The 23,139-nt window shown below is 50.8% G+C and carries 27 protein-coding genes and 1 tRNA gene; 17 read left to right on the top strand and 11 right to left on the bottom strand.

Features of this window, described 5'->3' with window-relative positions; all coding sequences use genetic code 11:
- Positions 1-177 precede the first annotated feature (177 nt).
- The gene (locus AACZ19_RS17105) at positions 178-750 is read right to left on the bottom strand and encodes a cob(I)yrinic acid a,c-diamide adenosyltransferase (RefSeq protein ID WP_339635728.1); all 573 of its coding nucleotides are present in this window, start codon (positions 748-750) and stop codon (positions 178-180) included.
- A gap of 43 nt (positions 751-793) precedes the next feature.
- Entirely contained in the window at positions 794-988 is a 195-nt protein-coding gene (locus AACZ19_RS17100) for a twin transmembrane helix small protein (RefSeq protein WP_339635727.1), read from the bottom strand.
- Between the two features lie 78 nt (positions 989-1,066).
- Here AACZ19_RS17100 and AACZ19_RS17095 point away from each other — a divergent pair, with 78 nt between their 5' ends.
- The 3 genes from AACZ19_RS17095 to AACZ19_RS17085 are packed head-to-tail and all read left to right on the top strand — an operon-like array spanning position 1,067 to position 3,313.
- A complete protein-coding gene (locus tag AACZ19_RS17095) occupies positions 1,067-2,245 on the top strand; it encodes an FAD-binding oxidoreductase (protein ID WP_339635725.1) in 1,179 nt (392 codons plus the stop codon).
- Between the two features lie 25 nt (positions 2,246-2,270).
- The gene (locus tag AACZ19_RS17090) at positions 2,271-2,468 is read left to right on the top strand and encodes a 2-hydroxymuconate tautomerase (protein WP_339635724.1); all 198 of its coding nucleotides are present in this window, start codon (positions 2,271-2,273) and stop codon (positions 2,466-2,468) included.
- 17 nt (positions 2,469-2,485) lie between these two features.
- Positions 2,486-3,313, top strand: a complete 828-nt coding sequence (locus AACZ19_RS17085; RefSeq protein ID WP_339635723.1) for a YihY family inner membrane protein — start codon at positions 2,486-2,488, stop codon at positions 3,311-3,313.
- A 12-nt stretch (positions 3,314-3,325) separates the two neighbouring features.
- Here AACZ19_RS17085 and AACZ19_RS17080 read toward each other — a convergent pair whose 3' ends face one another.
- From AACZ19_RS17080 to ccrA, 3 genes are read right to left on the bottom strand one after another with little or no spacing between them, the layout of a single operon-like run.
- The gene (locus tag AACZ19_RS17080) at positions 3,326-3,751 is read right to left on the bottom strand and encodes a VOC family protein (protein ID WP_339635722.1); all 426 of its coding nucleotides are present in this window, start codon (positions 3,749-3,751) and stop codon (positions 3,326-3,328) included.
- Between the two features lie 12 nt (positions 3,752-3,763).
- Positions 3,764-5,458 (bottom strand): acyl-CoA dehydrogenase family protein, encoded by a 1,695-nt coding sequence (locus AACZ19_RS17075; RefSeq protein ID WP_339635721.1) that lies wholly within the window; start codon positions 5,456-5,458, stop codon positions 3,764-3,766.
- Positions 5,459-5,491: 33 nt separating this feature from the next.
- A complete protein-coding gene (gene ccrA / locus AACZ19_RS17070) occupies positions 5,492-6,796 on the bottom strand; it encodes a crotonyl-CoA carboxylase/reductase (RefSeq protein ID WP_339635720.1) in 1,305 nt (434 codons plus the stop codon).
- Between the two features lie 270 nt (positions 6,797-7,066).
- On the opposite strand from ccrA, the gene AACZ19_RS17065 reads away from it, so the two are divergent.
- Positions 7,067-9,079, top strand: coding sequence for a protein meaA (locus AACZ19_RS17065; RefSeq protein ID WP_339635719.1), 2,013 nt, complete (start codon positions 7,067-7,069; stop codon positions 9,077-9,079).
- Positions 9,080-9,118: 39 nt separating this feature from the next.
- Here the strand turns inward: AACZ19_RS17065 and gluQRS are convergent, their stop codons facing one another.
- On the bottom strand, positions 9,119-9,964 hold the full coding sequence (gluQRS, locus tag AACZ19_RS17060) for a tRNA glutamyl-Q(34) synthetase GluQRS (protein ID WP_339635718.1): 846 nt from the start codon (positions 9,962-9,964) through the stop codon (positions 9,119-9,121).
- Positions 9,965-10,103: 139 nt separating this feature from the next.
- Here gluQRS and AACZ19_RS17055 point away from each other — a divergent pair, with 139 nt between their 5' ends.
- The 4 genes from AACZ19_RS17055 (at position 10,104) to AACZ19_RS17040 (ending at position 13,616) form a co-directional block, all read left to right on the top strand.
- On the top strand, positions 10,104-11,390 hold the full coding sequence (locus AACZ19_RS17055; protein ID WP_339635717.1) for a S41 family peptidase: 1,287 nt from the start codon (positions 10,104-10,106) through the stop codon (positions 11,388-11,390).
- Positions 11,387-12,028 (top strand): hypothetical protein, encoded by a 642-nt coding sequence (locus AACZ19_RS17050; RefSeq protein ID WP_339635716.1) that lies wholly within the window; start codon positions 11,387-11,389, stop codon positions 12,026-12,028. The genes AACZ19_RS17055 and AACZ19_RS17050 overlap by 4 nt, the downstream gene beginning before the upstream one ends.
- Positions 12,029-12,226: 198 nt before the next feature.
- Positions 12,227-12,778 (top strand): HNH endonuclease, encoded by a 552-nt coding sequence (locus AACZ19_RS17045; RefSeq protein WP_339635715.1) that lies wholly within the window; start codon positions 12,227-12,229, stop codon positions 12,776-12,778.
- Positions 12,779-12,887: 109 nt separating this feature from the next.
- The gene (locus tag AACZ19_RS17040; protein WP_339635714.1) at positions 12,888-13,616 is read left to right on the top strand and encodes a hypothetical protein; all 729 of its coding nucleotides are present in this window, start codon (positions 12,888-12,890) and stop codon (positions 13,614-13,616) included.
- Positions 13,617-13,631: 15 nt separating this feature from the next.
- Here AACZ19_RS17040 and AACZ19_RS17035 read toward each other — a convergent pair whose 3' ends face one another.
- Genes AACZ19_RS17035 through AACZ19_RS17025 form a run of 3 tightly spaced genes read right to left on the bottom strand, consistent with a single transcriptional unit; the run spans position 13,632 to position 15,314 of the window.
- Positions 13,632-14,204 carry a demethoxyubiquinone hydroxylase family protein gene (locus AACZ19_RS17035; RefSeq protein WP_339635713.1) on the bottom strand — a complete coding sequence of 191 codons (573 nt, stop codon included), beginning with the start codon at positions 14,202-14,204 and terminating at the stop codon, positions 13,632-13,634.
- Between the two features lie 9 nt (positions 14,205-14,213).
- Positions 14,214-14,702, bottom strand: a complete 489-nt coding sequence (locus tag AACZ19_RS17030) for a disulfide bond formation protein B (RefSeq protein ID WP_339635712.1) — start codon at positions 14,700-14,702, stop codon at positions 14,214-14,216.
- A 30-nt stretch (positions 14,703-14,732) separates the two neighbouring features.
- Positions 14,733-15,314, bottom strand: a complete 582-nt coding sequence (locus tag AACZ19_RS17025; protein WP_339635711.1) for a YqaA family protein — start codon at positions 15,312-15,314, stop codon at positions 14,733-14,735.
- A 166-nt stretch (positions 15,315-15,480) separates the two neighbouring features.
- Here AACZ19_RS17025 and AACZ19_RS17020 point away from each other — a divergent pair.
- The 9 genes from AACZ19_RS17020 (at position 15,481) to AACZ19_RS16980 (ending at position 21,109) form a co-directional block, all read left to right on the top strand.
- Positions 15,481-15,566 (top strand) — tRNA-Leu (locus tag AACZ19_RS17020).
- 194 nt (positions 15,567-15,760) lie between these two features.
- Positions 15,761-16,129 (top strand): hypothetical protein, encoded by a 369-nt coding sequence (locus tag AACZ19_RS17015; RefSeq protein ID WP_339635710.1) that lies wholly within the window; start codon positions 15,761-15,763, stop codon positions 16,127-16,129.
- Positions 16,130-16,272: 143 nt separating this feature from the next.
- A complete protein-coding gene (locus tag AACZ19_RS17010; RefSeq protein ID WP_339635709.1) occupies positions 16,273-17,724 on the top strand; it encodes a multicopper oxidase family protein in 1,452 nt (483 codons plus the stop codon).
- Between the two features lie 31 nt (positions 17,725-17,755).
- On the top strand, positions 17,756-18,202 hold the full coding sequence (locus AACZ19_RS17005) for a DUF411 domain-containing protein (RefSeq protein ID WP_339635708.1): 447 nt from the start codon (positions 17,756-17,758) through the stop codon (positions 18,200-18,202).
- An 11-nt stretch (positions 18,203-18,213) separates the two neighbouring features.
- Positions 18,214-18,351, top strand: coding sequence for a hypothetical protein (locus tag AACZ19_RS17000; RefSeq protein ID WP_339635707.1), 138 nt, complete (start codon positions 18,214-18,216; stop codon positions 18,349-18,351).
- Positions 18,348-18,953 (top strand): TlpA disulfide reductase family protein, encoded by a 606-nt coding sequence (locus AACZ19_RS16995; RefSeq protein WP_339635706.1) that lies wholly within the window; start codon positions 18,348-18,350, stop codon positions 18,951-18,953. Before AACZ19_RS17000 ends, AACZ19_RS16995 begins: the two co-directional genes overlap by 4 nt.
- A 335-nt stretch (positions 18,954-19,288) precedes the next feature.
- Positions 19,289-19,555 carry a hypothetical protein gene (locus AACZ19_RS16990; protein ID WP_339635705.1) on the top strand — a complete coding sequence of 89 codons (267 nt, stop codon included), beginning with the start codon at positions 19,289-19,291 and terminating at the stop codon, positions 19,553-19,555.
- An 82-nt stretch (positions 19,556-19,637) separates the two neighbouring features.
- Positions 19,638-20,336, top strand: coding sequence for an SCO family protein (locus tag AACZ19_RS16985; RefSeq protein ID WP_339635704.1), 699 nt, complete (start codon positions 19,638-19,640; stop codon positions 20,334-20,336).
- Positions 20,337-20,368: 32 nt separating this feature from the next.
- A complete protein-coding gene (locus AACZ19_RS16980; protein WP_339635703.1) occupies positions 20,369-21,109 on the top strand; it encodes a cytochrome c biogenesis protein CcdA in 741 nt (246 codons plus the stop codon).
- A 79-nt stretch (positions 21,110-21,188) separates the two neighbouring features.
- Here the strand turns inward: AACZ19_RS16980 and AACZ19_RS16975 are convergent, their stop codons facing one another.
- Positions 21,189-22,511 carry an APC family permease gene (locus tag AACZ19_RS16975; RefSeq protein ID WP_339635702.1) on the bottom strand — a complete coding sequence of 441 codons (1,323 nt, stop codon included), beginning with the start codon at positions 22,509-22,511 and terminating at the stop codon, positions 21,189-21,191.
- 55 nt (positions 22,512-22,566) lie between these two features.
- Positions 22,567-23,001 (bottom strand): hypothetical protein, encoded by a 435-nt coding sequence (locus AACZ19_RS16970; RefSeq protein ID WP_339635700.1) that lies wholly within the window; start codon positions 22,999-23,001, stop codon positions 22,567-22,569.
- Positions 23,002-23,139 lie beyond the last annotated feature (138 nt).

Below are 23,139 nucleotides of genomic sequence, written 5' to 3'. Positions count from 1 at the left end.
TTTCTTCACTCTCCACCGGAAACCCGTTTCCCGGTGACGTGAATTTGTGATTAATATATACGCAAATTCTACTCTTATTCGGCAGTGCACAATAAATAGCTAATGACTATCTGTCAATTCACCGTAGTCGGACATTTTTATAAGGCTTAACTAACTGTTTTAATTATATAATTAAACTTAATCTGTTGCCCTGTTGGCGCCAGGGACCCAGAGAACGTCTTCCGCCCCCTTATCATTTAGGAACCGGCCGAGCACAAACAGGAAATCAGACAGACGGTTGGCATAGGCGATGGCATGAGGATTGACGATTTCCGAATCACTTAAGCTGATCATTCGCCGCTCTGCCCGCCGACAGACAGTTCTGGCCAGATGCAGATAGGAGGACGCCACAGAGCCCCCCGGAAGGATAAAGGAATTAAGCGGCGCCAATTCCGAATTCATCTCGTCAATCTCTTCTTCAAGACGGTCGACCTGCGCTTTTACAATCCGGAGCGGTGGATATTTCGGCTGCTCCTGTTCGGGCGTACAGAGATCCGCCCCGAGATCGAAAAGATCATTCTGGATACGCGCCAGCATTTCATCAGTCTGGCCGGTCACATGCAATCGGACTAAGCCAATCACCGCATTCGTTTCGTCCACATCGCCGTAGGCCTCGACACGTGAGCTTGTCTTGCTGACCCGGGTGCCATCCCCGAGTGATGTTTTCCCCTTGTCGCCGCCGCGGGTATAAATTTTTGTGAGTTTTACCATTTTTCACACATCATCAATATATCTGTCTCCCGGAGATCGCGGATCAACTTGAAGTCCCGGCGAGCCATATCCCGAACATAATCAGAACAACCGCGACAGCCTGCACAAAAATACGCAACTGCATCAGCTTGTTTCCGTAGCGACGGTTAAACTCGCCCCCGCGTGCCATTGTCAGAACTCCGAAGAACAGGACAAGCGCCGTTGCAATCACAGCAGCAACAATGAGATAATTAATCATAATGATCGGTCCGGCTTCATCATATAAAGAAATTAACCTAACGCTACACGTTCACGCCCTATATGGACAGGAAAAGTCATGGAAGCAACCCAGGATATCGTAATTATCGGCGGCGGCGTTATCGGATCGTCCATTGCCTATTTCCTGAAAAGCATGGCTGGGTTTGACGGCATCATTACTGTTCTCGAGAAAGACCCGAGTTACGAGTTCGGCTCCACTGCGCGGTCATGGGGCGGTGTCCGGCAACAATTCTCGACACCCGAAAATATCCTCATGTCGCAATTCATGCAGGAGTTCCTGGGACAGATTACACATCATCTTGCCATTGATGACACGCCGGTTGATGTGGGCTATCGCGAGTACGGATATCTCTTCCTGGCAGAGGACCGCCACATTCCGCTGCTCTATACGAACAATGCTATCCAACGGAAACTGGGCGTGAATGTCGGTCTTCTCGATTCCGACGATCTTGCGCGCGGTTACCCCTGGATGAATGTTTCCGATCTCGCGGGCGGATCGCTCGGTTTAAGCGGGGAGGGCCGCCTCGATGCCTACAGCCTTAATCAGGCCTTTCGCAAGAAATCAATTTCTCTCGGTGTGCGATTCCTGAAGGCGGAAGCTATCGGTCTTGAGGTGGAGGCGAAGCAGGTGAGTGCCGTTCTTCTCAAGGATGGTTCACGGCTGCGTTCGGGATATGTCGTAAATGCAGCCGGGCCAACAGCCTCCGAAGTTGCCGGTTGGGCCGGCATCGATCTTCCCGTTCGTTCGCGAAAGCGCTTCGCCTTCAGTTTCAGCTGCCGAACAGAAGTTTCCGGCTGCCCACTGGTGATTGACCCGAGCGGCGTTCATTTTTCGCCGGAAGGGCGCCAGTTCATTGCAGGCTGCTCCCCGGACCCTGAGAATGATCCGGACTGTTCAGACTTCGAAATCGACTATGGCTGGTTTGAAGAGCATATATGGCCTATCCTGGCCCATCGCGTGCCCGCGTTTGAATCCATCAAGCTTGAGAATGCCTGGGCGGGCCATTATGCCTATAATATACTGGATCAGAATGCCATTCTTGGATCGCACCCCGAGATCACGAATTTCTTTTTTGCAAACGGGTTTTCGGGACACGGGTTACAGCAATCACCGGCTGTTGGTCACGCTATAGCCGAACTCATTACCCATGGCGAATATAGAACCCTCGACCTCTCTCGCCTCTCATTTTCGCGGGTGACGGCGGGGGATGCTATACTGGAACGTAATATTGTGTAGATAATCTGGAAAAAGGATACCGTAAATGCCTGTTGTCAGGATAGATATGTTTGAAGGACGGAACCGCGAAACCAAACAGGAGCTGGTTAAATCGATAACAGCGGAAATGGTTCGCATTACCGGTTGCGGCGCAGCCAGCGTCAATGTGATCATTAATAACGTCGCCAAGGATGACTGGGGGTTGGGTGGGGAGCTTGCGAGCACCAAGTTTCCCGATAGCTGATTTTACAAGAGGGCGACGTGCATAATCCTGTTATCTCATTACTGATCCGAATCTGGCAGCACTTTACCGGGCAGAACTGTCTGCGGATGGCCACCGCATTGAGCTATCAGACGTTGCTCGCGATCGTCCCGCTGGCGGCCGTCGCATTCGCCCTCTTCACAGCCATCCCGGCTTTCGGCCATCTGCAGGAACAAATCACGGATTTCCTCTTTGACAGCTTGCTCCCGTCAAAAATTTCAACGGTGGATGCGGCGCTTCGTAGCTTCACGGTCAACGCGAGCCAACTCACACTTTTTGGACTTGGGGGTATTGCCATAACGGCATTGTTGCTCATGTCCAGTATCGAGGAAATTTTCAGCCAAATCTGGAAAGTTGCGGCGACACGCAATCCTCTCAAGCGATTTATCACTTATATCATTATCACCCTCATCGGCCCCGTCGCCATTGGGACCAGCCTGACCCTGATTGACTGGATCATCAAGGTAAGCGAGGAAGCAACCGGTATCCAGATTGCCGAAACGGTTGATCTTGTCCGCTCAACTCTCCCGGTTCTATTGCCGTTAATGGTCTTATTCATTCTTTATCGAATTGTCCCGGCCTGCGATGTGAAATGGCGCCATGCCTTCATTGGCGCGACGGTCGCAACGGCTCTATTCATGCTCGGAAAATATTTCTTCAAGCTGTATCTTCAATATTTTCCGTCTTACGAGGTGGTTTATGGCGCCATGGCGGCCATCCCGCTCTTCCTGATCTGGCTCTATGTAAGCTGGGCTGTTGTCCTGTTCGGAGCTACGATTGCTGCCGTTCTCGGCTTCGAATTCACCGGTGAGATGGAAGAGAAATAAAAGCGGGTTTTGTCAATCCGGCAGCTTCACGGCCCCATCTGCATCGATTTCAAAGCCGGGGTTCCATGCCACTTCCCAAAGGTGACCGTCAAGATCGCGGAAATATCCGGAATATCCGCCCCAGAAAACGTCTTCCGCCTGTTTGACTACCTCTGCCCCCAATGACTGGACTTCAGCCAGCACCTCATCGACCTCAGCCTTACTGCGGGCGTTATAGGCAATTGAGAACCCTTCAAAACCGGATCCTTTTACAGAAACCCCGGCGTCTTTCGCCAACTCATCCAGCGGAAACAGGCCGAAAGCAATCGAACCGCATTGAAAGAAGGAAACGCCGGGGGCGTCCTTTACGGAACGCCTCCAGCCAAGGGATTCGAAAAAGACTGTGCTTCGTGCCAGGTCCCTGACACCAAGCGTTATCAACGACAGCCTTTGTTCCATAGCGGAACTCCGTCAGTTTGCCCCTTCCAGCAGGCGACGGGCAATCACCTGAGCCTGGATTTCACCGGCACCCTCAAAAATATTGAGGATACGCGCGTCGCAAAGCACGCGGCTGATCGGATATTCCAGCGCGAAACCATTGCCACCGTGAATTTGCAGGGCATTATCTGCCGTGCTCCAGGCGACGCGCGCACCAAGAAGCTTGGCCATGCCTGCTTCAAGGTCACAGCGGCGGCCTTCATCCTTCGCCCGGGCGGAAGCATATGTAAGCTGCCGAGCCATCATGATTTCAACGGCCATCCAGGAGAGCTTTCCAGCAACACGCGGAAACTTGATGATCGGCCGGGCGAACTGAACACGGTCCAGCGCGTAACGAAGGCCGAGTTCCATCGCGTTCTGCGCAACGCCGAGCGCACGGGCCGCCGTCTGGATGCGAGCGCTTTCAAAGGTCTGCATCAACTGCTTGAAGCCGTTTCCTTCTTCTTCGCCCAAAAGATTTTCTGCCTTGATTTCGAAGTTATCAAAGCCGAGTTCATATTCCTTCATCCCACGGTAGCCAAGCACTTCGATCTCACCGCCAGTCATGCCCTCAGCCGGGAAATCCTCCTTCTCGGTCATATGCGGCTTTTCGGCGAGGAACATGGAAAGCCCTTTGTAGCCGGGCTCATTTGGGTTCGTCCGCACCAGCATGGTCATCACATCAGCACGTGCCGCATGAGTGATCCATGTCTTGTTGCCGGTCACCTTATAAACATCCCCATCCTTCACGGCGCGGGTTTTCAAAGACGCCAAGTCTGAACCGGTGTTCGGTTCCGTAAACACGGCTGTCGGCAATATTGCGCCGGTTGCAATCGAGGAAAGCCATTTATCCTTCTGTGCTTCCGTGCCGCCGGTCAGTATAAGTTCCGCCGCAATTTCCGATCGCGTTCCGAGCGACCCAACGCCGATATAGCCACGAGAGAGTTCTTCGGAGACAACGCACATGGACATCTTGCCAAGGCCGAGACCGTCATACTCTTCCGGCACCGTCAAGCCAAACACGCCGAGCTCCGACATTTTCTGGACCACCGGCATGGGGATCAACTCGTCCTTGAGATGCCAGTCATGGGCATAGGGCATAACCTCTTCGTTCGCAAACCGCCGGAACTGGTCCCGGATCATGGCGAAAGTCTCGTCGAGGCCCAGGTCGCCAAAATCCCCCGTATCCATACCTTCCGCAATCAATTCGGCGATGCGTTCCTTAACGCTGGCGCTATGGCCCGCCTCAATCAGTGTTGCAACTTCCGCAGTCTTGTACTTGGCAATGGCTGCATCATCCAAACCGAGGTCGAGTGGCCGGATAATCTCCCCGAGGGTCATGGGAATACCGCCCGCAATCTGACTCAGGTACTCGCTGAAACCGGCCTGAAGAATAAGCTGCTCCAATTCTCCGAATTTTCCCTCGGATGAAAGTGCACGCGACCAGTTCAACGTTTCCCGCAACGCCTCGACATAGGTCGCCAGCCACGCAAGGCCATGAGTCGCATATTGGTTAGCTTCAACCAGTTCTGCGCTGATCCGGCCATTACTGCCGCGTGTCAATTCGGCAACAGAGATTATTGCCTGCTGCTTGAAAGATTCGGCGGAGTCCAGTGCCTTTTCACAAAGGCCGTCCAGCCCGCTTAGCAAAAGAGTGCGGGGTGATTCAGTCATTTCTGACAGTGTCATTATTGTTCTTCCTTGTTTATTTTTGGCAGCAGTTTAGCCGTTGCCGGCTTCAATTGCATCCTCAATAGTCCGAAGGCCCGGATATTTAGACGATACCAGAACGGCCATATTGCCGGGCTTGTGCTGGTTATTCATCATTTTCGTATGCGCCCGCGGGATATCATCCCATGAGAACACCTCGGACATACATGGATCTATCCGCCGCTCAACAACCAGGTTATTCGCCTGTGATGCCTGTTTGAGGTTTGCAAAATGGCTCCCCTGAATACGCTTCTGGCGCATCCAGACAAACCGGGCGTCCATGGTGAGGTTAAATCCGGTCGTGCCGGCGCAGAATACCACCATGCCGCCGCGCTTCACTATATTACAGGAAACAGGGAAGGTCTGCTCTCCCGGATGCTCGAAGACAAAATCGACATCGTTGCCTTTGCCGGTGATGTCCCAGATTGCCTTGCCGAATTCGCGGGTTTTCTTCATATACTCGCCGAAGCCTTCGCCGTTCACCTTGGGAAGCTGGCCCCAGCAATCAAAGTCCTTCCTGTTCAACACGCCCTTCGCCCCAAGGGACATCACGAAATCGCGTTTGTTCTCATCCGAAATTACACCGATGGCGTTCGCACCGGCGGCGGCGCAGATCTGGATTGCCATTGACCCCAAGCCGCCGGAAGCGCCCCAGATAAGAACATTATGGCCAGGGCGCAGGATATGTGGTCGATGACCGAACAGCATGCGATACGCCGTTGCCAACGTCAGAACGTAACAGGCGCTTTCTTCCCATGTCAGATGTTTTGGCCGTGGCATTAGCTGGCGGTCCTGAACTCGCGCAAACTGGGCGAAGGATCCATCCGGTGTTTCATAGCCCCAGATCCGCTGGCTCGTCGAGAACATCGGGTCGCCACCATTGCACTCTTCATCGTCGCCATCGTCCTGGTTACAATGAACCACAACCTCATCGCCAACCTTGAAACGCTTGACCTTGTTGCCAACGGCGTAAACGACGCCGGACGCATCGGACCCTGCGATATGATAGGGTTGCTTATGGACATCAAAGGGGGAAATAGGCTCGCCCAGCGCCGCCCAGACACCATTGTAATTGACACCGGCTGCCATTACGAGAACGAGGACGTCATGGCTGTCCAGTTCCGGCGTATCGACAACTTCAACCTGCATGGCGGATTCCGGTTCGCCGTGACGCTCACGCCGGATCGCCCAAGCATACATTTTGGAAGGCACGTGGCCGAGCGGTGGAATTTCTCCGACCTCATACAAATCCTTGATTTCACCTGCCGGTGTTTCATTATTAGTGTCGGACAGCGCGGAAGCTTGCGTATTTGACATCAAAAATATCCCTCGTATTTATTATCGTGTCTTCTTTATAGGGCATCAGGTCTTTAGAATTTACAAATCCCGATTTCTCGCCTTCGTATATCGCATTGCATCAAAAAACGAAACAGAGACCTTTACTTTAGCCCGGTTTATGAGAAGATTACTGACCTTTGACCAGATAACAAGTTTTTTTTGCGCTGCAACACAAAGTTATGTTATTACGCGTGATGATAAACACACGTAATAACCAGTCTTAATAAGGCTTAAAAACGAAAGAAAATTATGGCAAACGACAAGCAGGAAGCCGCGAACTCCGGCGCCCCCCAAAAAGATCGTCCGTGGCTTTTCCGCACATATTCGGGTCATTCTTCTGCACAGGCTTCAAATGAACTCTATAAGACCAACCTTGCGCGGGGTCAGACCGGCCTTTCTGTTGCCTTCGATTTACCTACCCAAACAGGTTATGATTCGGACCATATCCTGGCCCGCGGCGAGGTTGGCAAGGTAGGCGTTCCGATCTGTCATCTTGGCGATATGCGCACCTTGTTCGATGAAATTCCGCTTGAGAAAATGAATACCTCAATGACCATCAATGCAACCTCCGCCTGGTTGCTGGCATTGTATGTTGCGGTCGCAGAGGAACAAGGCGCAGACGTAGCCGCCCTTCAGGGGACCGTACAGAACGACATCATCAAGGAGTATCTTTCGCGCGGGACCTATATTTTTCCGCCCGCGCCGAGCATGCGACTGATAACCGACGTCGTCAGCTACACTTATCAACATATGCCGAAGTGGAATCCGACCAACGTCTGTTCCTACCATCTGCAAGAAGCTGGCGCGACACCGGTTCAGGAACTCTCCTTCGCGCTCGCCACGGCAATCGCCGTCCTCGATGCCGTCAAGGAAGGCGGGCAGATCAGTGCCGAGGATTTCCCTGCCGCAACGGGCCGGATCAGTTTCTTCGTGAATGCTGGCATCCGCTTTATCACCGAAATGTGCAAGATGCGCGCGTTCGTCGATCTGTGGGATGAAATCCTGCGGGATCGATATGGGGTTGAGGATGAAAAATTCAGGCGGTTCCGATACGGCGTGCAGGTAAATTCCCTCGGCCTCACGGAGCAGCAACCGGAGAACAATGTTTATCGCATTCTGTTGGAAATGCTGGCTGTTGTCCTCTCCAAAAACGCCCGCGCCCGGGCGGTGCAGCTTCCGGCCTGGAACGAAGCGCTCGGCCTCCCGCGGCCATGGGATCAGCAATGGTCCCTCCGTCTTCAGCAGATCGTTGCTTATGAGACCGACCTGCTTGAGTTTGGTGATATCTTCGAAGGGTCAGTGGAAATCGACCGCAAGGTCGAGGAATTGAAAAACGCCGCACGGGAAGAGCTACGTCTGATAGATGAAATGGGCGGCGCAGTCGCCGCAGTGGATACGGGCTATCTGAAGGAAAGCCTGGTCAATGCGAACACCATCCGGGTTCAGTCGGTCATTGCCGGTGATCTGCCCGTCATTGGCGTGAATAAATTCACCGAATCCGCCCCCTCGCCCCTTACTCAGGAAGCAGATGGCGGCATCATGACGGTCGATGTCAAAGCGGAAGCCGAGCAGATTGAACGGCTGGAAGCCTGGCGGGCGGACCGGAATGACGCCGAGGTGCAAAAGGCACTCGACGCGCTTTCGAAAGCCGCCAGAGAGGGGCAGAATATCATGCCGCCCTCCATTGCCGCCGCAAAAGCGGGCGTTACGACGGGCGAATGGTCGGAAGCCCTGCGTCAGGTCTATGGCGAGTATCGCGCCCCCACCGGTGTGGGGACCGCTATCTCCAATGCAGAAAACGATATTCTGGAGCCGGCCCGGGAAAAAGTTGCCGCAGCAGCAGGAATTCTCGGTCGGCCTTTGAAGGTTTTGGTTGGCAAGCCAGGTCTGGATGGACATTCAAACGGTGCAGAACAGATTGCCGTTGCGGCGCGCGATAGCGGTATGCAGGTCGTGTATGAGGGCATTCGCCTCACGCCGGAGCAGATCGTAAACGCCGCCCGTGCGGGAACTGTGGATCTGGTCGGCCTCTCCATCCTCTCCGGCTCTCATGTGTCTCTCGCAACGGAAGTTTGCAAGCAGCTGCGCGAAGCCGGAATTGGCGATGTCCCGGTTGTTGTCGGTGGCATCATACCCCCTGAAGATGCGGAAAAGCTGACCAAGGCAGGAGTGAGCGCAATCTATACGCCGAAGGATTTCGATATGGCGGGCATCATTATCGACATGGTTGATATGATCATGAAATATGAAGATGTCGCATAATTAGGCAGGTTAAAAAAGATTCGAGGATTTGGCGGAAAATTAACCATAATCGACCATTTTCCGCACTTCTTCGGGCTGGTAACCATATTCGCGTAAAGATTTGATTGTTGCATCCTTGTCACGCTTTGACAGTCGGCGGCCTTTTCCGTCAGAGATCAAACCATGATGAAAATAGGTCGGTGTGGGCAGCTCCAACAACCCCTGCAACAATCGGTGAATATGGGTTGACGGGAACAGGTCCTGACCCCGAATAATATGGTTAGCACCCTGAATTGCATCATCAAATGTGACCGCAAGATGATAGCTTGTCGGCGTTTCCTTGCGCGCCAGAATGACATCACCAAAAGGTTCCGGATTGCATTGGATGTGACCCTTTCCGATTTCATGAAAGCGCATCGCTTCCAGATCTACAGATGCAATAGCATTAACCATATTCAGCCGAAGCGCGTATGGCTCATCTCGCGCAAATCGCTTCTGCCGCTCCGGCTCCGGCATATCCCGGCAAATCCCCGGATATACAGGACCTTCCGGGCCGTGCGGCGCCGAATTACTGCGGGCAATTTCCGCCGCTATTTCTTTTCGGGTGCAAAAACAGGGATAGATCAAATCGCGATCGTTAAGCTTCTCCAGCAGGGCCGAATAATCCTCCAGATGCTCGCTTTGACGGCGTACAGGCGGGTCCCAGTTCAGGCCCAGCCAGGTCAGATCTTCATAGATAGCTGCCTCAAATTCCGGGTGGCATCTGGTGAGGTCTATGTCTTCCATCCGGAGAAGAAAACGACCGCCGCTTTCACGCGCCGAGCGCCAGGCGAGTGACGCCGAATAAACATGCCCCAGATGAAGAAAACCGGTTGGGCTTGGCGCGAAACGCGTTATAGTTACCATATCGTTAACAAAAGGGTGGTCCGGAAAAAAATATTCAATACGCCTAAAATTTTATCTGTTTTTCTTGTCAGTGACCTGACCCGGCGCTAGCCTTTGTTAAGAATTTATTAATTATAAAAAATTTCAACGGGCGAGACAAATGTTTAAAAGAATTTTGATCGCACTCAATCTTTTAATGCTGGTAACGGCATGTGCGATTCCGATCACGAGAAACCATGATGTCAGCGTGGCTATAGACCGCTACGAAGTTGCCTATCGCGAAATTGTCAGGGACGACCCGTTGATGGCGCAAAATATCAATGTTATGGCAGATGTCTTGCAAACGGTGGATCGGCGGTATGTTGACGATGTGGATCCGGAAGACCTGATCGACAAGGCCATTGAGGGACTGAAAGCCGTTCCGGCAGGGGAAAACTGGGAAAGCGACCCGACAACCCGGGCCTTGAACGCCATGCTCGCTTCAATGGATCGTTACACCGGCTATATGGAGCCGCAGAATTATTCTTCATATCGCGAAGGTCTGGAAGGGCATTTCGTCGGCCTCGGCATCCATATCCGGATGATTGAGGATAACCTGACAGTTATGAACCTTCTGCGCGGATCAGGCGCCGAAGAAGCCGATGTGCGGGAAAAAGACATTATCACCCACGTTAATGGAGAGCCCATTCAAGGCCTGACGATGGCACAGGCACGGGCAAAACTACGCGGGCCGGAGAATACCATTGCCGCGCTCACCATACAGCGCGAGAACAGTCCTTCCCCGATTCAGATTGACGTCACCCGACGTGAGGTGGATGTTGCGGCAGTCGCTCATCGTATCGATGGCAATGTCGGATATATCCGTATTTTTTCCTTCACAAAGAAGACAGGCCCCGGCGTCGTCGCGGCGCTTGAAGAGTTTGAGGATACCCTGGGTTCCGGGCTCTGCGGGATTGTACTGGATATGCGCAACAATCCTGGCGGACTGGTGTCCGAGGCGGAAGTTGTTGCCAGCGCATTTCTTGATGGCGGGAATATCTACACAGTCAGAAATCGCGGGCGGGAACTGGTTGCGCGTGAAGCAGATCGAGGCGATCAGACAAAAGGCGCCCCGATCGTCGTTATGCTCAACAGCAGATCAGCGTCTTCATCTGAAATTGTTGCGGGCGCGCTTAAATATCAGGCCCGGGCCAAACTCTTTGGCGAGAAAAGCTTTGGCAAAGGGCTGATGCAATCCTTGATGCCGCTTCGGAATGGTGGCGGCCTGCGTCTGACGACGGGCCGCTTTACGACAGGCGGCGGTCCTACTTTCCATGATGTAGGCCTTGCTCCGGATATCCCCCATGTCATGGCGGAAGGGGAAAGTGACGACGCACAGATTGCTCTTGCTGCGAAAAGCCTGAACTGTTCTTCCGGCCTAACAACGGCCTATGCAACGACACAATGACGGAGGAGGCGGAACTCTCGGTCGCATTTGAGTTTTTAGGCGATCGGGACCCGGACTTCCGACATGCCCTCTCCCTGATCCAGCCGTTGCCATCCCGAACGCGCCCGGCCGGATTTGAACCTCTTGCAAAAATCATTGTTGAACAACAGGTTTCCCTGGCAAGCGCCGAGGCGATCTGGCGGCGGCTTACCGATGCGGTCACCCCCTTTACGCCATCGCAAATGATCGAGTTTAGCGAGGAAGAACTCCGCAGTTTTGGCCTGAGCCGGCAAAAGGCCCGCTACTGTCGCGCGCTCGCAGAAGATATTTTGGACGGTCGATTGACCCTCAATGGACTGCACAATCTTGACGACGATGACGTACTCAATCAATTAACACAGGTTAAGGGGATCGGGCGCTGGACAGCGGAAATCTATATGATGGCCTGCCTTGGCCGGACGGATATATGGCCCGCCGGGGACGTAGCCCTGCAAACGGCCTTCGGTCACCTCAAGAAGTTGCCGGCACGACCGGACATCGCCCAGATGGATGTCTTGGCCGAACCCCTCCGGCCATATCGCACCATCGCCGCCCGCATCTTGTGGCGCTACTATGCTGATGTGGTCCAGGCACCGACACGCAAAAACATTTCTGGTTAGCCCGACTGGCGCAAACCAGACCGTGAACGGACGCCGAGTCGCATCTTTTCCTTGATCAACTGGATTTGGCACCATGACGCCTTCAATATGAGGTGGCTTCATATTTATTTCACACAAAATGCTGTATTAGCGTTTGCATTTTTCAAAGGGACGCGCCAAACTTTCATGATAGCATCCTGTTTGGAGACCGGTAGAGCCTTGCAAACATCCGTGGAGAAATATCCGGCGCTGGTTTTAAACGCCGATTACAGGCCCCTCAGCTATTTTCCGCTGTCGCTGTGGTCCTGGCAAGATACGCTCAAATCGGTCTTTCTTGAGCGGGTGGATATTGTTTCGGAATATGACCGCGTTGTTCGGTCTCCCAGCTTCGAGATGCGCCTCCCCAGCGTTATCAGCCTCAAACGCTACATCAAGCAGAACAAACAACCGGCCTTTACCCGGTTTAATCTCTTCCTGCGGGACGGGTTCAGCTGTCAGTATTGCGGCTCGACAGAAGAACTGACGTTCGATCATGTGCTTCCGCGCCGTCTTGGTGGTCAGACAAGCTGGAAGAATATCACAACAGCCTGCGCCCCTTGCAATATGAAAAAAGGGGGACGGCTTCCGCACGATGTGAATATGTTCCCGGCGATCCGGCCCTATGTGCCGACCCCGCAGATGCTTAATAGACAAGGCCGCGCCTTCCCGCCCAACTATCTTCATGAGAGCTGGCGCGATTATCTTTACTGGGATACGGAACTCGAAGAATAAGCGAAATTTCCGACCCCCGACTTCTCCCGACTTGCGTTCCCCTCGCTTCGGCGGCTATATAGAAATCTGTTTGTAATCAATCCTCTTATCGCTGAAGAAGTGACGCACAATGAGTTATGGTCTTGGTCTTTCGGAAAAAAAACAGGCGCGGCAACGGCGCAACCGGTTTTTCAAATTTATCCTGTTTATAGCGCTGCTCGCCGGTGTTGGCGTTTATGGATATTATGAAGGACAGGCCAATGCCGATCGGCGCGTCGCCGATATTGAAGGGCAGGTCATTGTCCTGACCAGTGAAAACGACCGGCTGAACGATCAGGCCCGCGCGGCACTGGACAAGCAGAGCGCCGCATTGGCCGAAGCCCGGCAATGGCGTGACAAGTTCGAAAATGAAATACCGAGCGGTCCCACCCGCGAAATTCTTGATCTGGTTCAGGAACGTCTTGCAGAAGGGTTAGAGCCGGATCGCCTGTTATCATTGATTTCCCTGGCGCAGAACAGCCAGAATTGCGATGCCGCCCCGGAAACCAAGCGATTTATTGTCAACACACCGATTTTTTCAAGTCCCGGTAATTCCGTCAGTCTGGGAGATGGCACTATCACCGTCACCGGTAACGGGCAATCCGTCATCAATGCGGAAAACAAGGTAGAGGCATGGTACGATCCGGAGCAGCCGGTCGAGATTACCTTCACACAGCTTGGGGGCCAGACGGAAAAACTGAGCGGGGTCCTGCCGCTTCACAAAAGTGTCGTCTTCGGTTCAAACGAGTATCGTTTCAGTATCCTTTCAGGCAAGCAAAGCTTCGCGACCATTTCCGCCACACGCTGCGATTTTCCTTAAAAACAGGTCTTTACGTCAGATGCGGGACGACAGCCAGATTGCCATCCTCGATCCGGCTTTCACGGCCGAGGTGAGCAGCTCATAACCGGGAGCTTCATCCGCCCCTTCCTTCCGGGCGATATCACGATGCTCAATCTCTTCGTCCCGGAATCTGGAGATGGTTTCCTTTAACGCCGCCTCGTCATCTCCCAACGCGTCCAGCTGCTCTTGATAGTGGGCATCGATGACCTCTTCCACGGCTTCGGTGCAGGCCATGGCCGCCTCTTTCCCCAGCATCGCCGTACCCGCACCCAGCGCATATCCGGCAACATGCCAGAGCGGCCCGAGAAGCGTCGGCCGGACCCGCCTGACGGAAAGAAGCTCCTCAAATTTCTCCCGGTGAGCCTCTTCTTGCTCTTTCATATGCTTTAAGGTATCTGCCGCTTCGGTTTCTTTCAGAACCGCATACTGTCCTTCATAGATCCGGACCGCCCCAAATTCGCCAGCATGATCTACACGAATAGTCCGTTCAAGCTGTTCACGCGGGCTGAGGTCACCAGGCTGACGACCGAATGCAGGCTTGATAGTTTTGGAGCGCTTCTCTGTCATGACAGATCCTTACTTGTTCTTGTAAGAACTTAGCGCAGCCATGAGTGAAAAAACAGCCAGAATTGCAGCCGCGATAAAGTTGTACCCCGCCATCGAGATTCCGAAAAGCGACCAGGCGACATCATCACACCGAACGATCGGGGTCGACATGATCTTGGCTTTCAGGTCTTGCAGGTTATCCGCTTTCGCTGTATCCCCCACGCATTCCTGGCTCCCTTCCCACCAGCCCTGCTCAACTCCCACATGAAAGCCGCCGATCGCCGCCGTCACAGCAAAAGCCAAAGCACAGAGTATCAGAAAGAGCCCACCTTCCATCCGCTTTCGCAACGCAATCCCGACAAGCGATACAACGATAACAACGGCGTAGGGCCAGCGCTGATAAAGGCACAGAACGCACGGCCAGAGATCAAACACATATTGTGCCGTAAAGGCAGTGCCAAGTGCAGCAGCTGCCGATAACAGGGTAATCCACAACGCATTTTTGTACAGAAATGTCAAAACTTCCCGACCTCCGCAATAAACCGATGTCTAGATCACGTATTTAAGCAGGACAAAACCGCCAATCAGCAAGATGAAGAAGAGAATGGTCAGCAACCCGAGATATTTCTCGATAAAGACCTGTATCGGCGCGCCGAATTTCCAAAGAAGGCCCGCCACGATGAAAAACCGCAAGCTGCGCGACAGAACGGACGCAATAATAAACACCGCCAGATTGAGATGCGTCACACCGCTCGCAATTGTGATGACTTTGTAAGGAAAAGGCGTCAGCCCAAAAAAGGCGACAATCCACCCACCCCATTCATTATATGCTTCCGTGAAATTTGCGAATTTGTCGGTATAGCCATAGAAATCGATAATTGGCGCACCAATCCAGTCGAAAAAGAGAGCGCCGACCAGATAGCCGAAAAGTCCGCCCAGCACAGAGGTTATGCTGCAAAGGAAGGCAAGCCGCCACGCGTCCCGCCGATTGGCGAGAACCATGGGAATCAGGAGTATATCTGGCGGCAGCGGGAAAAAAGAACTTTCCGCAAAAGAAACGCCACCCAAGAACCACTTTGCCCGCGGTTTCGCCGCCAGCCCCATGGTGAAATCATATAAACGTCGCAGCATACAGCGGACCAGAACTTATTTAATCACAAAAAGAAGTGGACACTTTTTAGCTGCTTTTTCCTAACCCCACAATCTTTAATCGACAACTTACCGTGAAACATCCTCCCCGTCAGAAGTTCTATTGACCCGGTCAAATTCATCGCTATAGTGCGATTTTTCCACGCAGGCCCCTGTGGCGGAATTGGTAGACGCGACAGATTCAAAATCTGTTGTCCTTTGGGCGTGCCTGTTCGAGTCAGGCCAGGGGCACCAATATTTTATTTAATATATTGATTTTATTGTGATTTTTAAAATACAAAAAATACAGACCACCGTTTAGTCCCCCTTTTATCTGGATACACAAATTTACAACTAACGGCTTTATAATCTGAAGGTAGCAGGTTCAAAATCCTGCCTAGATTTGTAGACGTCCTTTGTATTGATATGCTTCACCAAACTGTGACATTTTGTCCGTTGACAAAAAAGCGGGAAAAAGTTCTGATAAATCTATGATATCTGCTTTCTCAAAAACAGGGGCTTTCCTGATCGTGCTCGTAATTGCCGGTCTCCTGGGAAACACTCCAGCCAGAGCAATGACTCTCGACAGCATGTCTGTAGAGGTAGTGGATTGTCAGGATTGTCGTGAGACTGGAAATATGCAAAACACAGGTGCTGTATGTTCCAGTGTTTGCGTTGTTTCAGTAGCGATTGATAAGGTGGCCATTGATACGGCTACTCTACATGATGCCAAAAATTCCCAATTTGAACGCCTGATTTCTCGTCTGCATGAACGCGACGAATATCCTGAGCCTCATCCACCCAAACTTACATCCTAGTTAGATGCCTACTTGGCGAACGTATCGCTGATGGTGGGCGCATGCTTGTCGTAGCAATATATCGCTAACCAAGCAGTTGCACTCCGCGAAAGACATTTGAGCTTCTTTTGTGGCTGGATCAACACCAGACGGATGTCTAATCTATGGATAATCAACGAGTCCCGATGTTTACGCGTCGACGCGTAATTGCATCGACCGCTGCCGTTGCATTTGGGGCAGCAATCCCGAGCTTGTGGGCGCCAAATGGCAATGCCGCATCGAACTCAGAAGAAGTAACTCTTCATGCGGCCGCTGGCCACAACAAGCTTGGTTCTGGCGTTACAGGACCTGCAACCTTATGGCGCTTTAATGAATCGATACCGGGACCGGAAATCCGGATCCGCCAGGGATCGCGTTTACGGGTCACCGTAGATAACGGATTGGCAGAAGATACAACAGTTCATTGGCATGGCGTTCGTACGCCTAACGCGATGGACGGGGTTCCCTATTTAACCCAGAAACCAATCTCACCGGGCAATCAATTTGTATATGACTTCAATGCGATTGACGCCGGAACCTACTGGTATCATCCGCATCAGCGCAGTTTCGAACAAGTTGGTCGTGGTTTATACGGTCCCTTGATTATCGAAGAAGCGAACCCAATACAGGTTGATCGCGATTTGACTTGGATGTTGGACGATTGGCGTCTGAACCCATCAGGAGAAATAGAAGACGATTTCGGAAACTCCCATGACATGAGCCACAGTGGTCGAATAGGTAATTTCGTTACCATCAACGGCACAAGATTGGATACTTTTATAGTTCGTACAGGAGAACGCATACGCCTCAGGCTGATAAATGCTGCAAATGCTCGCATCTTTGGACTCGACTTCCAGGGGCATGATCCATTGGTCATTGCATTGGACGGGCAACCAATAACCCCACATCGCCCGGAAAATGGCCTTGTCGTCTTGGGCCCAGCCATGCGGATTGATCTTATTTTGGATATGACCGGAAATTCCGGTGAAAGCAACGAAGTCATAGATCGTTTTTATGATGGCCTTACCTATCAACTGACACGCATCAGATATTCCAATGAAGTTATCCGGGACAGCCCACCCGACTGGCCAACCCAGTTACCGGCAAATCCTTTGAAAGACCCAGATCTGAAAACCGCGAAACGTCATGAAGTGACGTTCAGCGGTGGCATGATGGGCAATATGGTTGCGCGTGACATGGGGATAAACACGACCAGGTCGAATGCGATGATGGGGATGATGCATTCCGATAAAATTTGGTTCATTAACGGGATTGCTGCGGAAGGTCATATTATGGATCCAATGCTTACGCTGGAACTTGACCGCAGTCACGTAATTGCGATGACAAACGCCTCCGCCTGGTATCACCCAATTCATCTCCACGGTCACTCCTTCAGAGTGATTTCTCGAAATGGAGAAAAAACAAATTATCAGGAGTGGCAGGACACGGTCTTAATGGCGCCGCGCGAAACGGTTGAAATAGCGTTTGTTGCCGATAATCCGGGTGACTGGATGTTTCATTGTCACATTCTGGAGCATCAGGCGAGTGGCATGATGGGTGTCATTCGAGTCGCCTGAAAATTTGCAAATATGAAGAAGGATAATTTCAATGATCAAGAAAGTTATGGCTTTTATTACAATCGGCGCAATTATTGTCGCAGCCTCTGTTTTTTATGGGCAAGAGGCAGTGGCAAAGGAAGTTACGCTTTATAAAAATCCGCAATGCGGATGCTGTGAATCCTATGCGGATTATCTTCGGGAGAATGGGTTTTCCGTCACCGTTGAGCCGACACATGATCTGGTGCCAATGAGCAAGAAAGCAGGCATTTCAGAGGATTTTCAGGGGTGTCACCTCGCCTTTATAGATGATTACGTGGTGAGTGGGCATGTGCCGATTGATACTGTCAAAAAGCTCCTTTCAGAAAGGCCAAATATCAAGGGCGTCACGCTTCCGGGCATGCCGACAGGATCTCCTGGTATGGGAGGCCCCAAAACCGGACCGTTCACCATCTATCAGATCGGTGACGACCAACCAACAGTTTACACAACAGAGTGAAGGAGAAAAAAATGATGACCGATCCAAGCTGTATGTCGGGCGGAATGATGATGTGGGGAATGGGGATAGCAGGCCTTTTGGTCGCAATCCTATTGCTCTTGGCAATCGCGGCCCTTGGCAAATATCTCTTCAGCGGCAAGCATAAATGACAAGGAAATCCATTATCGTAAGTTTGCTGATAGCGGTACTGGTAGGTGTAGTTCTAGTAGGGTTTAGTCAGATATTTAACACTGAACAGGACAGTTTTTCGGCGCCGATATCAAATGGCGATAGCGCCAAACCGCCAAACATGATGTCGCTCAATGAAAAGCCGCTTTCGATCAAGCCTATTTCCTTTACGGATGCAGAAGGTTCCGATCTCGACCTGTCACATTGGCGCGGCAAGCTTGTTTTGCTTAATATCTGGGCAACGTGGTGTGCGCCTTGCCGGGAAGAAATGCCAACACTCGATAGCTTGCAGCAGCAGTTGGGCGGGCCAGGTTTTGAAGTTGTCGCTCTTTCAATTGATCGGGCAGGTATTGGTGTCATAGAGAAATTCTTTGAGGAAATTGGCATCAAGTATCTGGGCATCTATGTCGATCAAACCATGAAAGCATCAACAGATCTGGGCGCCTACGGCATCCCGACAACTCTGCTGATATCACCGGAAGGACTGGAACTTGGGCGTCTTGCCGGACCGGCTGTGTGGAACAGTCCGGAAATGATTTCATTTTTACGCGACCTTATTCCCCAGAAAGCAAAGGAGAACTAGACAATGAAGCCTGCTGTAGATCAAAGCTCAAATATATTGATCGACTATCTTGTCTATCAATATCGAACCCGTCGCCCGTTGGTCTTGCTAATCGGTGGGATTATTATTGCTACTCCGTTATTGGCATTCAATTGGAGTTGGCTAACGGCAATAGGAGTGTCGACGATATTAATCAGTGTTTTGCCTTGCGTTCTCATGTGCGCATTCGGGATGTGCATGAAAGGCGGCAAAGACTGCTCGAAGAACTCGGCTACAAGCAATTCCACTGATGAAGGTAGCGGTAGTCAGTAAAACCTGGTTTTTCCAGGAAAACTCGTAAAACAAAGGAATATAGCATGAAAAAAGCATCAATTATTATAGCGTTAGCTGTTGGATTTCTTGGATCGATATCACTCGCCCTGGCGGATAGCAATCAAACTGAAAGCCAGGATATGAAGTCACACTCGATGATGCAGGATAATCAATCCCAAGGAGATGAGGGAAAATCGAACAACATGATGGGTATGATGAATATGATGAGCAAAATGGAACCCATGATGAAGCAGTGTAGTGAAATGATGGAGACCATGAACGATCATATAAAGTCTGGAAAGGACGCATAAAAAAACTTTCGAACTGTAGTTAAAGCAATTGACCTCCGGCCGTTAAAATACTGGCCGGAGGTTTACCAAGTGTAGGAAAAAAATGAAATCGATATATTTTGTATCAGTTTTGATTAGCGGCCTGATAATCGCGATGACGGCAAGTGCCAATCACCCCGCCAACAACCTTGATGAGGTGATGAGTGAGAAGGAACCCTTTTTTCAAGCGATAGATGAACCAAATTCACCTCCATTTGAATTAGTCAACTCGAATGGTGAATTGATTAAGCTTTCAGACTATGACGAGAAAATTGTCGTTTTGAACTTCATATTTGCGAATTGTGCGGGTGTCTGCCCCTTGCACTCTGCTCGGATTGTAGAAATACAAGAGATGATTAATGCGACACCAATGAGGGATTTGGTCCAATTTGTCAGCATTTCGACGGATCCGATTAATGATACAGGTATTGCGCTCGATGAGTATGGAGATGCTTACGGATTTGATGCAATAAATTGGACGTTTCTAACAAAAAAGCCGAATGACGCAGAAAATTTCACTCGAATCCTAGCTGAGGAATATGGTGTTAAGTTCCAGCCAGAGGAAGCGGGCCAACAAATGCATAGCGTGGTGACGCATGTTATTGATAGGAAAGGTCGTTTCGCCGCAAAATTTCATGGACTTAAATTCAAATCCATCAACCTTGTGTCATATGTGAACGGTCTTTCTCATCAGAAAAATCAGCCAGGAAAAAATATTTTTATGCAATGGTGGGATAGGGCTCTACATTTTTTCAATCAATAGATTTGCGATGAACGCCTAGAAAGTTAAGATTGATGATTGAAATTTCGGGAATTGGTATAATTGCGACTTTTTTGGCGGGTATAATTTCGTTTTTGTCACCTTGTGTATTGCCACTCATTCCAGGATATATTTCCTACATTGCAGGCGGCCAGAGCATTGCCACCACTCCTGAATTCAAATCGCCGGAGAAATTCGCAGCGGCCGGATTGAGTGTGTGCTTTATACTGGGATTCTCTACGGTTTTTATAGCGTTGGGAGCAAGCGCCTCAACCATTGGCCGGGTGTTGATTGGGTACAGTTATGAACTCAATTTGATTGGCGGAGGCATTATCATACTATTTGGTCTGTTTATGATCGGGTTGGCGCGGCTAGATATTCTGCAGAGAGATTTTCGATTTCATCTTGCAATTCCAGGCGGACGTCCGATCTCAGCCTATGTACTCGGTCTCGCTTTTGGATTTGGCTGGACACCCTGTATAGGCCCCATACTAGGGGCGATTTTAACCGTTAGCGCCACAACGGCAACCCTACGGGAGGGAGTAGCACTGCTAACGATCTACGCGGCAGGTTTGGGCGTTCCATTTTTACTCGCGGCAATTTTTACAGACACTTTACGTCTGAAAATTCGTGTCCTAGGACGACTGGGTCGACGGCTCCATCAGGGGGCAGGGTTCTTGATGATTGTGATGGGCATAACGATGATGACCGGGCAACTTTCCAGATTTTCATATTGGCTTCTGGATGCATTTCCAGTTCTGGGGAAAATAGGCTAATAATTGTAATGCAATTCATTGAATAGCTTGGAGAAAAATGCCCTAGAAATCTTAACCGGAGATATAGCTCTTTTTTAGATTAAGGAATTTTCTGCCACTTGAGGAAAAATTTCTCACCAACAAAGATCACGGCAATCCCGATTAATGCGGCATAGATCACCAACATATCAGTTGACGCTTTCACAATCAAAAATGCGCCAAGCACGATCACATCAAAAGCAATCGCCGCCAAAACGACAAATCCGTTGGCGTTGACCTCATTCCGCAAATACCGATATACGCCCCAATGAATAAAAATATCCATGATGATATAGAAAATGGCGCCGAGTGACGCGATCCGGCTCAGGTCAAAAAATATCGTCAGGAAAATAGCAATCACGACCGTATAAACCAGCGTGTGTTTCTGGATATCTCCCGGCATCCCGAAATGGCTATGCGGCACCAGTTTCATGTCGGTAAGCATGGCCAGCATCCGCGAAACGGCAAAGACACTGGCAATCAGTCCCGAAACAGTAGCGACAATTGCCAATCCAACCGTAAACCACAGTCCGTAATTACCAAATGCAGGACGCGCGGCCTTCGCCAGAGCGAAATCCTTTGCCGCAATAATTTCGTCTAAAGTCAGGTTTGCAGCAACCGCGAGTGCGACAAGCACATAGATGACAAAACAGACTAAAATCGAAATGATGATCGCCCGACCAACATTCTTGTGAGGATCAACAATTTCCGACCCACTATTTGTAATGGTCGTAAATCCTTTAAACGCGAGAATGGCCAGCGCCATCGCAGCGAGAAACCCCGTAACCGGCATGTCCGATGACGATTGTGGTATGATACTTTCAAAAGAAATATCCGCGATCCATAAACCTCCGGCCGCAAATACAATAATTCCACCGATCTTGACAAACGCCATGAAGAGTGAAAATCCACCAATCAGGCGATTGCCGGATATATTCAACAAAAAGGCGAAAATCAGAACACAGACGCCCAACGCCGTTACGGCCCAGCCAACGGGTTCGGCATCGAACAATTGCATGGTGTAGGTGCCAAATGTCCGGGCGACCAGACTTTCGTTAATGACCATAGAAAAATACATAAGCAAGGCACCACCCGCCGTGACCGTTCCCCGGCCATAGGCTTTTTGTAGGAACATGCCTATCCCGCCAGCAGAGGGGTAAGTATTTGCCATCTTGACATAGGAATATGCGCTAAAAGCCGTTACGATGGCAGCGGCAAAAAAGGCGAGAGGGAACAATGCCCCGGCAAGTTCCGCAATCTGACCGGTAAGGGCAAGTATGCCCGCGCCGATCATCACACCGGTTCCCATGGATACGGCACCAATGAGTGTCAGGCTGTCTTTTTTATATTGTGTTGAGCGGTTGTCGTTATGTTGTGTTTCCATCGCTCTTCTCTCCGGTCTGATATTCAATACTGAAGCACGCTGCCCACGTCAGATATTAACGGTTTACATGGGCTGAAAACGGCAATTCTCCATTGGAGAGAACAAGCTTCAATTCAATAATTTCGCCGATCTCCAAAGGCTCTTTGAAATTGGAAAGGCGCACAAATATATGGGTGGTTGTCAGATCAAGATTTTCTTCCCGCAGCAATGTTATTGAACCAAGCTCTGTATGATTTTTCGCGTCTATCCTCCCCATAATCTTTGATTGCACGTTATCGGTGTTTGAAACACCGAGTATTGTCAATTTTCCGGGGCTACTGTTGACTATTCGAAAACGCAAGTCTCCCGACGTATCCTGATTGGATATCGTCACAACAGCATCGTGGATTTCAGCAGGTTGAAAATATGCATCTGTATTGTCGGCAAATGCTGGTGCCTGATGCACCAGGAATAACATTAACAGCAATAATATAATATGTATTCTAGGCATGATGTTTCCGTAGTTGAAGTATATCTCTGGAGAGAGCCTAATGCCCCCTCCAGAATCAGTATAAATCCGTTATCCAACGTGTCAGAACATCAGCTTGGCGCCAATAACGGCATACCAGATATCGGCACTTTCACCCTC

Origin of the sequence: uncultured Sneathiella sp. (assembly GCF_963973085.1) — a bacterium.
Lineage (GTDB): Bacteria > Pseudomonadota > Alphaproteobacteria > Sneathiellales > Sneathiellaceae > Sneathiella.
Note: the sequence above shows the minus strand (reverse complement) of the source record. Positions and strands in the feature narration are given on the sequence as shown.

What these genes read in the sequence shown, in the direction of transcription:
- AACZ19_RS17105 (WP_339635728.1), bottom strand. Translation starts at nt 750, where the DNA reads ATGGTAAAACTCACAAAAATTTATACCCGCGGCGGCGACAAGGGGAAA.
- AACZ19_RS17100 (WP_339635727.1), bottom strand. Translation starts at nt 988, where the DNA reads ATGATTAATTATCTCATTGTTGCTGCTGTGATTGCAACGGCGCTTGTC.
- AACZ19_RS17095 (WP_339635725.1), top strand. Translation starts at nt 1,067, where the DNA reads ATGGAAGCAACCCAGGATATCGTAATTATCGGCGGCGGCGTTATCGGA.
- AACZ19_RS17090 (WP_339635724.1), top strand. Translation starts at nt 2,271, where the DNA reads ATGCCTGTTGTCAGGATAGATATGTTTGAAGGACGGAACCGCGAAACC.
- AACZ19_RS17080 (WP_339635722.1), bottom strand. Translation starts at nt 3,751, where the DNA reads ATGGAACAAAGGCTGTCGTTGATAACGCTTGGTGTCAGGGACCTGGCA.
- AACZ19_RS17075 (WP_339635721.1), bottom strand. Translation starts at nt 5,458, where the DNA reads ATGACACTGTCAGAAATGACTGAATCACCCCGCACTCTTTTGCTAAGC.
- ccrA (WP_339635720.1), bottom strand. Translation starts at nt 6,796, where the DNA reads ATGTCAAATACGCAAGCTTCCGCGCTGTCCGACACTAATAATGAAACA.
- AACZ19_RS17065 (WP_339635719.1), top strand. Translation starts at nt 7,067, where the DNA reads ATGGCAAACGACAAGCAGGAAGCCGCGAACTCCGGCGCCCCCCAAAAA.
- gluQRS (WP_339635718.1), bottom strand. Translation starts at nt 9,964, where the DNA reads ATGGTAACTATAACGCGTTTCGCGCCAAGCCCAACCGGTTTTCTTCAT.
- AACZ19_RS17055 (WP_339635717.1), top strand. Translation starts at nt 10,104, where the DNA reads ATGTTTAAAAGAATTTTGATCGCACTCAATCTTTTAATGCTGGTAACG.
- AACZ19_RS17050 (WP_339635716.1), top strand. Translation starts at nt 11,387, where the DNA reads ATGACGGAGGAGGCGGAACTCTCGGTCGCATTTGAGTTTTTAGGCGAT.
- AACZ19_RS17040 (WP_339635714.1), top strand. Translation starts at nt 12,888, where the DNA reads ATGAGTTATGGTCTTGGTCTTTCGGAAAAAAAACAGGCGCGGCAACGG.
- AACZ19_RS17035 (WP_339635713.1), bottom strand. Translation starts at nt 14,204, where the DNA reads ATGACAGAGAAGCGCTCCAAAACTATCAAGCCTGCATTCGGTCGTCAG.
- AACZ19_RS17025 (WP_339635711.1), bottom strand. Translation starts at nt 15,314, where the DNA reads ATGCTGCGACGTTTATATGATTTCACCATGGGGCTGGCGGCGAAACCG.
- AACZ19_RS17010 (WP_339635709.1), top strand. Translation starts at nt 16,273, where the DNA reads ATGGATAATCAACGAGTCCCGATGTTTACGCGTCGACGCGTAATTGCA.
- AACZ19_RS17005 (WP_339635708.1), top strand. Translation starts at nt 17,756, where the DNA reads ATGATCAAGAAAGTTATGGCTTTTATTACAATCGGCGCAATTATTGTC.
- AACZ19_RS17000 (WP_339635707.1), top strand. Translation starts at nt 18,214, where the DNA reads ATGATGACCGATCCAAGCTGTATGTCGGGCGGAATGATGATGTGGGGA.
- AACZ19_RS16995 (WP_339635706.1), top strand. Translation starts at nt 18,348, where the DNA reads ATGACAAGGAAATCCATTATCGTAAGTTTGCTGATAGCGGTACTGGTA.
- AACZ19_RS16990 (WP_339635705.1), top strand. Translation starts at nt 19,289, where the DNA reads ATGAAAAAAGCATCAATTATTATAGCGTTAGCTGTTGGATTTCTTGGA.
- AACZ19_RS16985 (WP_339635704.1), top strand. Translation starts at nt 19,638, where the DNA reads ATGAAATCGATATATTTTGTATCAGTTTTGATTAGCGGCCTGATAATC.
- AACZ19_RS16980 (WP_339635703.1), top strand. Translation starts at nt 20,369, where the DNA reads ATGATTGAAATTTCGGGAATTGGTATAATTGCGACTTTTTTGGCGGGT.
- AACZ19_RS16975 (WP_339635702.1), bottom strand. Translation starts at nt 22,511, where the DNA reads ATGGAAACACAACATAACGACAACCGCTCAACACAATATAAAAAAGAC.
- AACZ19_RS16970 (WP_339635700.1), bottom strand. Translation starts at nt 23,001, where the DNA reads ATGCCTAGAATACATATTATATTATTGCTGTTAATGTTATTCCTGGTG.